14 protein-coding genes are annotated in these 12873 nt (G+C 68.2%); 4 read left to right on the forward strand and 10 right to left on the reverse strand.

Annotated features, from left to right (window positions below; all coding sequences use genetic code 11):
• The first annotated feature begins 51 nt into the window (after positions 1-51).
• Positions 52-651 carry a DUF5789 family protein gene (locus tag EGH23_RS02510; RefSeq protein WP_220578454.1) on the forward strand — a complete coding sequence of 200 codons (600 nt, stop codon included), beginning with the start codon at positions 52-54 and terminating at the stop codon, positions 649-651.
• Positions 652-654: 3 nt separating this feature from the next.
• Here EGH23_RS02510 and EGH23_RS02515 read toward each other — a convergent pair whose 3' ends face one another.
• From EGH23_RS02515 to EGH23_RS02560, 10 genes are all read right to left on the reverse strand, one after another.
• Complete coding sequence (locus tag EGH23_RS02515; RefSeq protein WP_220578455.1) at positions 655-2082, reverse strand: NAD(P)H-hydrate dehydratase; 1428 nt, start codon at positions 2080-2082, stop codon at positions 655-657.
• 70 nt (positions 2083-2152) lie between these two features.
• Positions 2153-2428, reverse strand: a complete 276-nt coding sequence (locus tag EGH23_RS02520; protein WP_220578456.1) for an acylphosphatase — start codon at positions 2426-2428, stop codon at positions 2153-2155.
• Between the two features lie 25 nt (positions 2429-2453).
• On the reverse strand, positions 2454-3725 hold the full coding sequence (locus EGH23_RS02525; protein ID WP_328765774.1) for a carboxylate--amine ligase: 1272 nt from the start codon (positions 3723-3725) through the stop codon (positions 2454-2456).
• Between the two features lie 141 nt (positions 3726-3866).
• A complete protein-coding gene (locus EGH23_RS02530; RefSeq protein ID WP_220578458.1) occupies positions 3867-4772 on the reverse strand; it encodes a DNA-3-methyladenine glycosylase family protein in 906 nt (301 codons plus the stop codon).
• 53 nt (positions 4773-4825) lie between these two features.
• Positions 4826-6226, reverse strand: a complete 1401-nt coding sequence (locus EGH23_RS02535) for a sodium-dependent transporter (protein WP_220578459.1) — start codon at positions 6224-6226, stop codon at positions 4826-4828.
• 54 nt (positions 6227-6280) lie between these two features.
• Complete coding sequence (locus EGH23_RS02540; RefSeq protein WP_220578460.1) at positions 6281-7624, reverse strand: sodium-dependent transporter; 1344 nt, start codon at positions 7622-7624, stop codon at positions 6281-6283.
• Positions 7625-7917: 293 nt separating this feature from the next.
• Positions 7918-8628: an SDR family oxidoreductase gene (locus tag EGH23_RS02545; RefSeq protein WP_220578461.1), complete on the reverse strand. Its 711-nt coding sequence runs from the start codon at positions 8626-8628 to the stop codon at positions 7918-7920.
• Positions 8629-8678: 50 nt separating this feature from the next.
• Entirely contained in the window at positions 8679-9635 is a 957-nt protein-coding gene (locus EGH23_RS02550; protein ID WP_220578462.1) for an NADPH:quinone reductase, read from the reverse strand.
• Between the two features lie 92 nt (positions 9636-9727).
• Positions 9728-9910: a hypothetical protein gene (locus EGH23_RS02555; protein ID WP_220578463.1), complete on the reverse strand. Its 183-nt coding sequence runs from the start codon at positions 9908-9910 to the stop codon at positions 9728-9730.
• A 130-nt stretch (positions 9911-10040) separates the two neighbouring features.
• Positions 10041-11000 (reverse strand): transcription initiation factor IIB, encoded by a 960-nt coding sequence (locus EGH23_RS02560; RefSeq protein ID WP_135302450.1) that lies wholly within the window; start codon positions 10998-11000, stop codon positions 10041-10043.
• A 150-nt stretch (positions 11001-11150) separates the two neighbouring features.
• Between EGH23_RS02560 and EGH23_RS02565 the strand changes: the two genes are divergently transcribed.
• From EGH23_RS02565 to EGH23_RS02575, 3 genes are all read left to right on the forward strand, one after another.
• Positions 11151-12020, forward strand: coding sequence for a 3-hydroxyacyl-CoA dehydrogenase family protein (locus EGH23_RS02565; RefSeq protein ID WP_220578464.1), 870 nt, complete (start codon positions 11151-11153; stop codon positions 12018-12020).
• On the forward strand, positions 12017-12601 hold the full coding sequence (locus tag EGH23_RS02570) for a DUF2391 domain-containing protein (protein ID WP_220578465.1): 585 nt from the start codon (positions 12017-12019) through the stop codon (positions 12599-12601). Before EGH23_RS02565 ends, EGH23_RS02570 begins: the two co-directional genes overlap by 4 nt.
• 92 nt (positions 12602-12693) lie before the next feature.
• Positions 12694-12873 carry an HVO_2753 family zinc finger protein gene (locus EGH23_RS02575; protein ID WP_220578466.1) on the forward strand — a complete coding sequence of 60 codons (180 nt, stop codon included), beginning with the start codon at positions 12694-12696 and terminating at the stop codon, positions 12871-12873.

Below are 12873 nucleotides of genomic sequence, written 5' to 3' on the forward strand. Positions count from 1 at the left end.
GCTCCGGGTACCAGCCACAGGGTTATCCAGTTGCGAATCCTACACGTAGTGATGGCAGACGATAAATCAGGCCGAGACAAGCAAGCGCGCGACGCGGAGAGACGCCAGCGAGAGCGCGACGTCGTCGCGGAACTAGAGCGCGGGGACGAGACGGAACCGCCGGTCGACCCGGCGGAACTCGACGACTTCGAGGCGGCGCTCGACGCGGTCGAATTCCCGGCGACGGGGAGCGACGTCGTCGCGGCGGTCGGCGACCGAACCCTGACCGAGGGCGGCGAGAGCTACACCGTCGAGGAACTCGTCCCGGACACGGACGAGGAGCGGTTCAGTTCGACCGCCGCCGTCCGAATGCGGGTACAGCGGCCGAGAATCGCCGCGGCCATGAAGCGGATCGTGGAAGCGAGCGACTCGCTCCCGAACGTGGACCTCGGCACCTCACAGCGAGAAGCCTACGAGAAGACGTTCCGGGAACTCAAGGCGATCGACGAGGACGACGAGGACGAGGGAATCCGGGTCATCGGCGACTGGATCGTCGAGCGAATCCACGAGAAGGAGAAGCTCCCTGGGTCCCGTGACGTGCGCCGGCAGGCGGCGAAGTTCTGCCGGAAGAACGGCTACTCGGTCCGGAACGACGAGTGGCTCGGCGTCTGATCGTCACTTCCAGAGCGCCGGCGGCACTTCCGCCAGCAGGTCGGTCGCCACCAGTCCGTAGCCCCGCTCGTCCACGATCGAATCGCCGGCGTCGCCGACGGCGTGAGCCGCGATGGCGGCCGCGTGGCGCGGCTCCTGCACGCAAGTCAGTGCGCCGGTGACGCCCGCCAGCACGTCGCCGGTGCCCCCGACGGTCATCCCCGGATTGCCGGTGCGGTTGATGCGCGTCTCCTCGCCGTCGGTGATGACGTCGTAGGCCCCCTTCACGAGTAGGGCGTGACCGATATCGGCGGCGAAGGATTCGACGAGGTCGGCCCGCTCGCGCCAGTCGTCGCTGGTCTCCCCGCCCATCTTCTGCAGTTCGCCCTGGTGGGGCGTACAGACGAGTTCGGCGTTCGTCTCGATATCGGGGACGACGGCGAGCGGGTCCGCGTCGACGACGGCGGTGCCCTCGTAGCCGCCGAGGAACTCCTCGACGGCCGAGAGCGTCTCGTCGGCGTCGCCCATCCCGGGACCGAGGACGACCGTATCGTGGCCCTCGGCGAGGTCGGCGAGCCAGTCGACCTGTTCGGGACCGAGGAAATCGGCCTCGTACTCGCGGACGATGAGGTTCTCCGTGTAGCCCTGAATCTCGCGGGCGACGGTCTCGGGGGCGGCGACGCGGACGAGGTCGGCACCGCCCCGGAGCGCCGCCTGCGCGGAGAGCGCCGGCGCGCCGGTGTAGGGGCCGCCGCCGACGACGAGCACCTCGCCGCTGTCGCCCTTGTGCGCGTCGCCGGCCCGACTGAGGCGGGTGAGGTCGCCGCGTTCGACGAACAGCTCGGCGGCGTCGGGGATGCCGATGTCCGCGACGGTGACCTCGGCGTCCAGCTCGGGGAGGCCGGGCTTCGTGTCGTGGAACGTGACGACGTGGTCGGCTTCCACAGCGTTCCCCGCGAGCGTGCCGTCCGCGGCGTCGAGCCCCGACGGCACGTCCACGGAGAGAACCGGCGCGTCGGCGTCGTTCATCGCGCTCGCGGCGGTCGCTTCGGGTTCTCGCAGCGCGCCGCCGATGCCGGTCCCCAGCATCGCGTCGACGACGACCGCGGGGTCTGCGAGCGAGACGTCGCTCGCGTCGCGGACCTGCTCGGTCGGATACTCCGCTGCTTCGAGCGCGTCCCAGTTCTCGCGGGCGATGTCGGTCGTGATTGTCTCTGGGCGGCCCAACAGCAGGACGCGGAGGTCGAACTCGTCGAGGAACCGCGCGGCGACGAGGGCGTCGCCGCCGTTGTTCCCGCGGCCGGCGACGATCGTCACCTCGTCGCCGGGGTCGGCGTGGTCTCGAACCGCCCGCGCGACGGCGTTGCCCGAGGACTCCATCAGCTGTTTGCGCGGCACGCCGAGCGCCGCGGCGTTCTCGTCGACGACGCCCATCTCAGTACCGGTGAGCATGGGCGGCGGTTCGCCCGCCAGCGTGGTAACGGTGGTGGACGGTGACAGCGGAGCGACGGGCGGTGTGGCGCTACCAGCGGACTTCGAAGCCGTCGATGCCTTCGGGGTCTTCCTCCTCCACTTCGACGTCGACGACGTCCGCCCGGGAACTCCCCTCGTGGCAGAACTCGACCATCGACTCGACGTCGTCGGGGTCGCCCTCGAACACCGCCTCGACGCGGCCGTCGTCTAAGTTCGTCACCCAGCCGTCGACGCCGTGGTCGTTGGCGGTGTCCCGCGTCGTCGCACGGTAGTAGACGCCCTGTACTCGCCCGGAGACGTAGACGTGAACGCGTCGGCGCGCCATGTCCGCGCCTACTCGCGGCGGGCAGTTAGGCCCGGCGGTCGGCGCTCACTTCCCGCTCGGTACTCTCGGTGTTCGGCTCCGCGTCGACCAGACGACTCTCCGCTGACAGCGTGGTCGTCGGGCGCGACGTCCCGATATCTCGTCGCTCTAGGACGGCGTTCAGACCGTCGCGCAGGAACGGCCGGATGTCGTCGCTGTCGAGAAAGTCGAAGTGCGGCTGCGTGACCATCGAGCCGACCGTCTCCGCCGCCGTTCGCAGCAGCGACGGCTTCTCGACGAACGGGTACTCCTCCGTGGCGACGCTGTGCAGGTGACTGACTTCGCCGCGGAGAAAGTGCGACGCCGTTCCGGGCCGGTACTCGGGCGCGAACGGGCCGCGGTCTCCGTTGGCGAGCCGCCAGTAGTACAGCGGGTAGTCGACCCCCGCGTGGAGGTCACAGGGGAGCGACGACCAGAACCGCGGGTTGATTTCGAGGATCTCGAACTCCCCTGTCGCTTCGTCGCGGATGAACCCGACCGACGCCACGCCGTGCCACTCCAGTTCGTCCAACACCGCGAGCCCCGCTTCGCGGAGTTCCGGGATGTCGACGGCTTCGTGGTAGACGCTCGGACCGCGAGGGTACTTGAACCCGCGACGGAGGGCTTTCTGCGTGCTGAACAGCGCCTCTCCCTCGTCGTACAGCGCACGGATGGTGTACTCGGTCCCGGCGACGTACTCCTGGACGATGGGTTCGTGTCCCATGCGGTCGATCAGGTCCTCGACGTCGGGAGGGTCGCCCGGCTCGAAGTACTGCGTGTTCGGCATCGACCACGACTCCGTCGGGGGGACCTCGTCGACGTAGTAGTCGGTAAGCGCCCCGTAGCGCCCCTTCGCGATGAGACGGCGGTCCCAGTCGTCCACGTCGGTGAGCAGTTTGGTTTCGGGAACGGTGACGCCGGCACGCTCGGCGGCCGAGAAGAGGTCGAGCCTGTCGTGAACTCTCGATAGCGTCCCCATCGTCGGCCACACCGGCGTGAGGTACTCCTCGAACGCCTCGCGGTATCTCGAGAGGACGTAGACATCTTCCTCCCGAACCGGGACGATAGTCTTCACGGAGGGGCGCGCCGCGAGGTCGAGGAGCACGTCCCGATACGAGAGCAGGTCGTCGTACGGACTGGGCAACCGGACCCGCTCGTCGCAGTACTTCGAGGCGAACGCCGGCGAGCGGTCGCTGTCGGACGCGACGATAGTTCTGACGCCGCGCCGGCCCAGCGACCTGACGGCGGTCACCGAGCCGGGCGCGTCGTTCGATATCACTACGGCAGACCCGTCCGGAGTATCGCCGTCTTCCATGCGTCATAGTAGCAGATAGAGTCCGGAAAGTAAGTCGGACGCTATCCCTCGGGGTTCGGACCTTACTCCGATACGGTCTGTATAATTCGTTCTGTCGCCCGTTGCCTAGTCCCGCCCGCCCGAACGAAGGTAGTGAAAGAGGTACGTCTGCGTGTAGCCGGCGTACTCGCCGCCGAGGGTCTCGCGGATGGCCCTGGAGGTCTCGGCGTAGTTGCCGCGGTCGCACTCGGGGTAGTACTCCTCGATGGTGCTCCGAATCCACGTGTCCAGCGGGACCGCTTCGAGATAGCCGAGCGAGAACAGGAGAACGCAGTCGGCCACCTTCTCGCCGACGCCGACGAACGCCGTCAGCGCCTCGCGGGCCTCCTCGTACTCCGAGCCGATCGCGTCCTCGGGGCGAGCCTCGCCGTCGGCGACCATCTCCGCGCTCCGCTTCACGTAGGGGGCGCGATACCCCAGGTTCAGGTCTCGGAGCTCCGCCTCGCTCGCGGCCGCCAGCGCGGCGGGGGTCGGGAAGGCGTCGTAAGTCCGCCCGTCGAAGGAGACGGTCTCGCCGAACTCCCGGCGGAGCGCCCGCTGCATCCCGTGGATGCGTCCGACTCGCATCTGGGCCGAGCAGATGAAGGAGATCAGCGTCGGGAACGCCGGGTCGCGGACGATACGCATCCCCCAGTAGGCGTCGAACGCCTCCTCGACGACGTCGTCGGAGGGGGCCGTCTCTCGTATCGCCGGGAGGTCGTCGTCGAGGCCGAGCAGCGTCCGGACGCGCGATTCGGCGTCGACGGACGACTCCCAGACCAGTTCGTCGTCGGTCTGGCGGACGCGGACGACGACCGGCCCCTCGTCGGTCCGGAGCGTCGTCCAGTACCACGCATCGCCGCCGCTGGCCGCTTCCCGCTCGTACATTCGGCCGTCCTCGCGGTCCCAGAGGTACGACTGGCCGCTCTCGACGGTGGCTTGCAGGTCCAGTCCGCCCGATAGGGAATCGACGTCGATAGTGCCCCGTTCCATCGTTCGGTCGGACGCCTCGGAGCGGTTTCCGGGTTTCTATCTTCCGCTCTCGATCAGCTCGCGGGTCGGCCGCGGAACCGCACGGCGGCGACGAAGGCGGCGACGCCGACGAGAGCGACGGCGGCGGCCTGCGTCGCCGAGACCGCGACGCCGAGGAGACCGCCCAGCCCGGAGACGAGCGTGAACGCGAGGAACAGCGGGAGGACCACGGCGACGGCGTAGTACCACGGGCGACCGGCCAGTCGGGCCAGGCGGCCCGCGCCGCGCTCGTACTCGTCGAGCGCCGCCTTCCCCAGCACCCAGCCGTCGAACAGCAGGAAGCCGAGCAGTCCGGCGGTCAGGACGAGGTTGGCGACCGTGTCGGCCAGCAGGGCGAACAGCGGCGGCGACAGCGCGGCGGCGCTCCCGGTGAGGAGGAACAGGCCGCCGACGCCGACCGTGGCGCTGGAGCGGCCGAGACCGTGTTCGTCGACGAGGTACGAGACGAGCACCTCGAAGATACTGATGGCCGAGGACAGCGCCGCCAGCAGGACGACGCCGAAGAAGACGAACCCGACGACGCGGCTGTAGGGCAGATCCGCGAAGGCTCCCGCGAGACTGACGAACAGCGCGCCCGGGCCGCCCTCGCCCGGCGAGACGCCCAGCGAGAACAGCAGCGGGAAGATGACCAGTCCCGCGAGGACGCCGATGCCGGTGTTCAGCCCGGCGATGAGCGTCCCGTCGGCGGCCAGCGAGCGGTCCTCGCCGATGTAGGAGGCGTAGGTCAGCATCGCGCCCGCGCCGACCGAGAGCGTGAAGAGCGCTTGGCCCGCCGCGGCGACGAGGACGTCGAAGAAGTTCGCCCGGAGGTAACCCACGTCGAGCGAGAGGAAGAACTCGTAGCCGCCGGCGCTCCCCGGGAGCGTCGCGGCCCACGCCGCGAGGCCGCCGAAGAGGAGGACGATGCCGGGGACCATCACCTTCGTCGCCGCCTCGATGCCGCGGTCGACGCCGGCGTAGACGACGCCGACCGTCGCCAGCAGGAACAGCGCGTGAAAGCCCGCCGCGCCGACGCCGTAGTCGATGGCCGCGAAGTACCCCTGCGGGTCTCCGAAGTACGCGCCGGTGGCGCTGGCGAGCGTGTAGCGGAGGATCCACCCGCCGACGACCGAGTAGAAGGAGAGGACGACGACGGACGCGAGCAGCGCGACGCCGCCGAGGGCCCGCCAGCGGCGGCCGCCCAGTTCGCCGAACGCGCCGACCGGGTTGCGCCGGCTCCGCCGCCCGATGACCATCTCGCCCAGCAGCCCGGGGACGCCGACGAGGACGATCACCAGTACGTACAACAGGAGAAAGGCCGCGCCGCCGTTCTGGGCGGTCAGCCACGGGAACCGCCAGATGTTGCCCAGCCCGACCGCGCTCCCGACGGCGGCGAGGACGAACCCGACTCGCGTGCGCCACGTAGCTCTACTCATCGTCTCAGCGTCCGCGTCGACACCGAAAAGCGTGTCGAGAGCGGGCCAGACACGTCAGAACGGTGCGAAGAACGCGGGGTCGGAACCGAGGAACATCGTCTGGATACCGAGGACGAGCGTCCCGAGGAGCGCGACGAGCACGACGAGCCTGAGCGTCCATAGCCAGACCCCGCCGAACGAACCGAGCCCCTCCGCCCCCTGACCCAGTTCGTCGACGGCGCGCCCGCCGACGACCCAGCCGACGAACACGGTCAGCAGCAGCCCCGAGAACGGGAGGAACAACTGGTACGCGAAGTTGTCGAACCACGTCAGCCACGTCGTACTCCACGCGGAAGGGAGACCGAGCACGAACAGGCCGAGGCCGGCGGCCCCGGCGAGGTAGGGTCGCGGTATCCCGTAGTTGTCGTTCGCGTAGGCGACGGTCACCTCCAGTAGGCTGATCGCCGAGGAGAGCGCCGCGATGAGGACGACGCCGAAGAAGACGACGCCGAAGACGCGGCTGTACGGGAGCGTTCCGAACCCGGCGGCCGTCGCGACGAACAGCGCGCCCGCCCCGCCGGTCTGGGTGGTAATCTCCGCGCCGATGGTGAGCAGGATGGGGAAGACCACGATGCCGGCGAGGATGCCGACGAGCGTGTTCGAGACGACGATGACGCCGCCGTCGAAGATGAGGTTGTCGTCCTCGCCGACGTACGAGGAGTACGTTATCATGATGGCCATCCCCAGCGAGAGCGTGAAGAAGGCCTGTCCGACGGCGAAGGGGATGATGGACCCGGCGTTAGCCACCATCGTCCCGAGGTCCGGCGAGAGGAAGAAGGCGTAGCCCTCGCCGGCGCCCGGAAGCGTCGCCACCCACGCCGCCAGCGCGACCATCAGGACGACGATGCTCGGAACCATCACCTTCGTCGCCTTCTCGATGCCGTCCTCGATGCCGAAGGCGACGATGCCGACGACGACGGCGAGGAAGATCGCCTGTGCCAGCACCGCCTCGGGGCCCGAGGAGACGGCCCCGAAGTAGCCGGCGGGGTCGCCGAAGTACGCGCCGCGGACGCTCCCGAGGATGTACCGGAGGACCCACCCGCCGACGACGTTGTAGTACGAGAGGATCCAGAATCCGGTGAAGACGGCGAAGCCCCCGACGATGCGCCAGTTGCGGTGGCCCATCTCCTCGAAGGCGTCGACGGCGTTGACGTTCGTCCGCCTGCCGAGGACGAACTCCGCCAGCATCGCCGGGAAGCCGACGACGAGGACGGCGACGAGGTAGAAGGCGACGAACGCCGCGCCGCCGTTGGTCGCGGTCTTGAACGGGAATTGCCAGAGGTTCCCGAGACCGACTGCGCTCCCGATGGCCGCGAGGAGGAATCCGACGCGCGTCGTCCACGTCTCTCGTTCTGACATAGTGGAACGATTGTGCCGGTTCCCCGGTTAACGGCTGTGATTCCGGCGAGATATCGCGGCGTGGTCGACGCCGACCGCGGTACCGGCCGACGACGGAGCGCTATATAGCGATATTATCAACGTACTAGTGGGTCGGTCCCGCAGATCCGATCGTCCACACTCGGCCGCCGGCCGCTGGACCAGTCAGCGACCCGTCGTCACGGTGCTCCGTCCCGTCTATCCCCGGTGTGGACAGTCAGTCATGCGTTCTCCTCTTTCGGGGGTCTCCCCTCGACCCCGCCTTCTCCGGCATCTCAGGCCTCCCCGTAGACCGGCACCGCCGCCCCGCTGGTGACCGCCGCGGCGTCCGAACAGAGGAACAGCATCACGGCGGCGATGTCCGCTGGGTCGACCCACTCCTCGAAGTCGGCGTCGGGCATCATGTCGCGGTTCATCGGCGTGTCGATGACGCTCGGCATGACGCTGTTCGCTCGGACGGTGCCCAGGTTCTCCTCGGCGATGGTCTCGGTCAGCAATCGAACGCCGGCCTTCGTCGCTCGATAGATACCGTCGCCCTCGCCGCCTTCGAGCGACGACCGGGCGGAGACGGAGACGATCGCGCCCTCGCTGTCCTGTAAGTGCGGCAGGGCGTGTTTCGAGGCGAGGAACATCGTCTTCAGGTTGACGTCGAAGAGGAAGTCGAACGTATCGGCCTCGGTCTCCGCTATCGGGTCGCCGCCGCGCCACGTCCCCGCGATGTTGAGGAGGTAGTCCAGTCGGCCGTGTTCGTCGACGACGGTCTCGACGACGTCCGCGACGTCGTCCTCCTCGGTGAAATCGCCGCCGTGGAAGTCGACGCGGTCGGGATCCGATAGCTGGAAGTCCTCGCTGTCGGGTTCGACCACGTCGGCCCCGCAGACGGTCGCCCCCGCTTCGAGGAAGGCGTTGGCCACGGAACTCCCCAATGCGCCGCCGACGCCGGTGACCAGTGCGACCTCGCCGTCCATGTCGAAGGTGACGGACATGTTCGAAGAGAGGGGCGACGGCCCGATAAAAGCTCAGTCCGCCGGCGGACTCAGGGAGTGACGACGAGCTTCCCGAGGAAGCTCTCTTCGAGAACGTCCCGGTGTGCGTCGGCGACCTCGGCGAGATTGTAGGTCTGTGCGACCTCTGCGGTGAGATCGCCGTCTTCGAGAAGCGTCGCCAGCGACGCGAGCACCCCGCCGAAGTCGGGCGCGTTGAACATCAGGACGTGGTGGACCGACAGCGACTTCGACCGGCAGTTCGGGACGCTCTCGAACGTGGCCGCGGCGTCGCTGTTGCCGATGGCGGCGACCCGACCGCCCTGTGCGGCCACCTCGGCGTCGAACGAGAGGTAGTCGTCGAGGCGGTGATCGAGAATCACGTCCGGGCGGCCGGCCGCGACGACGGCGTCGGCGAGGTCGTCCCGGGAGTAATCCAGCACGTCGTCGGCACCCAGTTCGCGTAGCCGGTCGTGGTACGTCGGCGACGCCGTCGTGGTGACCCGCGCGCCGTTCGCGGCGGCGAGCTGGACCGCGACGTGGCCGACGCCGCCGCTTCCCCCGTGAATCAGGGCGCGTTCGGCGGGGTTCAGCGAGCAGGCGGCGACCAGCGACTCCCACGCCGTGACGCCGACCAAGGCGACGGCCGCCCCCGTCTCGAAGTCGACGCCCTCGGGCAGGTGAGCCAGATAGGATTCGGGGACGGCGGCGTACTCGGCACAGGTCCCCTGCAGCCAGTTACCGAGTCCGGTGGCGAAGACGCGGTCGCCCTCGGCGTACTCCGAGACCGACTCGCCGACCGCGGCGACCGTGCCCGCGCAGTCCGACCCCGGAATCCACGGGAGGTCGCCCGGTTCGTATCCGCCCTCGCGGAAGTAGGTGTCGACGGGGTTGACCGCCGCGGCCTCGACTTCGACCAGTACCTCGTCCGCCCCTATCTCTGGTCGCCGGATCTCGTCGACCGTGAGGACGTCCGGTCCGCCGTATTCGTGGAATCTGACAGCGCGCATGTCCGGCGGGTCACGGGGTACGGATAAAAAGAATGCGGGAAATCGACGGACCAGAACCGGTGCCGAGTGAAATCCACCGATTATTCACCGCGTTACGAGTGTTTATCCTGTTTTTCGAGACGCAGCCTCGTCGGGCGAACCCGCTCGGTTCGGTGCGGGGCGGTCCCCTCGCCCGTCGGCGCGTCGAGTTCCGTCTCGACGATCTCGGGGAACCGGGCTGTCAGGTAGTCCAGAGCGAGGTCAGGGGCCAGCTTCCCGTCGAAGTCCGATGGCATCGACGTGATACGGCTACACTCGACGGTACGAACGTTTCACTTTTTTGTGGGAAAGGGTCGACCGGCCGCTCACCGTGGCGTACGGACCGCACGAAAGAACGGAGTCGGAAACGGAAGTGGCGACGAGCCGTCAGTGGATACCCATCGCTTCGATCTGCTCTTGATACCGATTTCGGATGGTGACTTCCGTCACCTGCGCGACGTCTGCGACCTCGCGCTGGGTCTTCTTCTCGTTGCAGAGCAGGGACGCGGCGTAGATGGCCGCGGCGGCGTAACCCGTGGGGGACTTCCCCGAGAGCAGGCCCTGTTCTGCCGTCGTGTCGATGATCTCGTTGGCCTTCGACTGGACCTCCTCGGAGAGTTCGAGCTCCGAGGCGAACCGGGGGACGTACTGCTTGGGGTCTACCGGTTCCATCTTGAGCTCGAGCTCCTGGGCGACGTAGCGATACGTTCGCCCGATCTCCTTCTGCTCGACTCGTGAGACGTCCGAGACCTCTTCGAGGCTCCGCGGGATGCCTTCCTGTCGGCAGGCGGCGTACAGGCAGGCCGTCGCCACGCCCTCGATGGAGCGGCCGCGGATGAGGTCCTCGTTGAGCGCGCGCCGGTAGATGACCGAGGCGACCTCTCGCACCGAGCGCGGGACACCCAGCGCCGAGGCCATGCGGTCGATCTCCGAGAGCGCGAACTGGAGGTTGCGCTCGCCGGCGTCTTTCGTCCGGATGCGCTCTTGCCACTTTCGCAGGCGATGCATCTGGGAGCGCTTCTCCGAGGAGAGCGACCGACCGTAGGCGTCCTTGTCCTTCCAGTCGATCTGGGTGGTCAGCCCCTTGTCGTGCATCGTCTGGGTCGTCGGCGCGCCGACGCGTGACTTCGACTGGCGCTCGGAGTGATTGAACGCGCGCCACTCCGGCCCGCGATCGATGTTCTCGTCCTCGATGACGAGGCCGCAGTCCTCACAGACGAGCTCACCACCGCCGTCGCTGGTGATGGATTCCGACTCACACTCCGGACAGGTCTGCTGACCCGTGTCCTCGGACTCCTGCTCACGCTCCTGCTGGTCCGTTTCCCGCTGGCGCGTCGGCCTTTCCATGTGTTCTTTTACGGAGAACGGCCTATTACGTATAAATGTTTTGGCTAAGGCAGTGATTTACCCCGGGTAAGTGCCTGCTACTGGTGGCGAATCGGAGGAACATCGGGGAGTGCGTAAAGGCTTAACCCGGGGGCGACCGGTGATAGTGGCATGAATGTGGCCGTACTGGGGGCCGGCACGCGCGGGCGCGACGCCACCCGCAAGTGCCTGCGCGCAGGATACGACGTGCGCTTGTACGACTCGGACGCCCACGCCGTGATGGACAGCATCGACGCCGTCGGACAGCGGCTTCCGGAACGCGATATCAGCGACCACGTCGACGGGACGACGGGGCTACAGAGCGCGGTCTCCGGTACCGACGTCGTTCTCGATACGACGGCCGGTGACGTAGACGAACGCCGCGAACTGCTCGCCGAGGTCGAACAGTTCGTCGACGACGAGGCGATCTTCGTCAGCGAGACGGAGGAGTCGGTCACCGCCGTCGCCACCGGGCTCGAGCGGCCCGGACGCGCCGCGGGTCTCCACTTCGTCGAACCGGCGGAATCCGAACTCGTCGAGGTCGTGCTCGCCGACCAGACGACCGAAGCTGCGCGCGAACGCGTGAGCGAGTTCGTCGAAGAACTCGGCGGCGTCCCGCTGACCGTCCGCGACACGCCGGGGTTCGCCGCGGCGCGCCTCGAACTCGCCGAACTGGTCGAGGCGATACGGGTGGTCGAATCCGGCGTCGCCACCGTCCCCGACGCGGACCTCGCGGCGGCGCGAACGGAGAGCGAGCGCGGCCCGCTCGCTCGGGCCGACGAACGCGGGCTCGACGCCGTCCTCGAATCGCTCGACCACCTCGCGCCGGCCCTCGACGACCGCTTCGAGCCGCCGGCGCTCCTCCGCCGGCGAGTCGCCGACGGCCACCTCGGGGAATCGACCGGCGAGGGGTTCTACGTCTGGAAGAACGGGGAGCCGTCCTCGCCCGCCGAACTGCGTTCTCGGACCGCCGCCCCCGGCGACGACTTCGACGAGGGATGACCGACGACCGGTCCGAAGCCGCCGACGACGGGATCAACGAACTGTTCGACGAGCTCGAAGAGCTGGAGGACATCGTCGACAGCGAGGCCGAGCGCGAACAGGTCCGCGAGGCGATGCGAGCGGCGACGGCGGCACAGGACCGCGATCCCGTCGTCTTCGGCCGGGTCATCTGGGGATTCGACCGCGAGGACTTCGCGGAGGCCGTCCTCGGGTCGCTCCTGTTCGGTATTCCGATGGCCGTCGAAGGGGGCACGATAGACGCGGGTCAGCATATCGCGCGACATCCGCTGTACTTCCTCGGGACGCTGGCGGCGGCGGTGGCGATGGTGTTCGGTATCCTCTACGTCGCGGACTTTCAGGACGTCCGGGTCGCTAACCGTCTCTTCGGGATCATCCCGCGCCGTCTCGCCGTCGTCACGGCTACCGCGTTCGCCGTCTCCGTGGCGCTCCTGACCGGGTGGGGGCTGGTCGAGTGGTCGACGGACCCCGTCGTCGTCTGGCGGTCGCTCTGTACGTGCACCGTGGCTTTCGTTCCGATGGCTATCGGCGCGGCGCTGGGCGACATCCTCCCCGGCAGCTGATTCGCGCCGACCTGTCGAGAATTCGTGGTACCGGTCCCCGCTGTCGGCGACGTTTGGCAACCGTTAAAAGCCGCGGTCGGATACGGGGTGATATGAGCGAGAGCCAGCAAAAGCGGACGCGGAAGTGCGTCTCGTGTGGCATCAACATCGCCGGCAACAACGCCGCGGCGTTCAAGTGCCCGGACTGCGGGCAGCAGATCTACCGCTGTTCGACCTGCCGGAAGCAGAGCAACCTCTACAAGTGTCCTGACTGCGGCTTCACGGGGCCATAA

This window comes from Haloarcula nitratireducens (assembly GCF_019599505.1).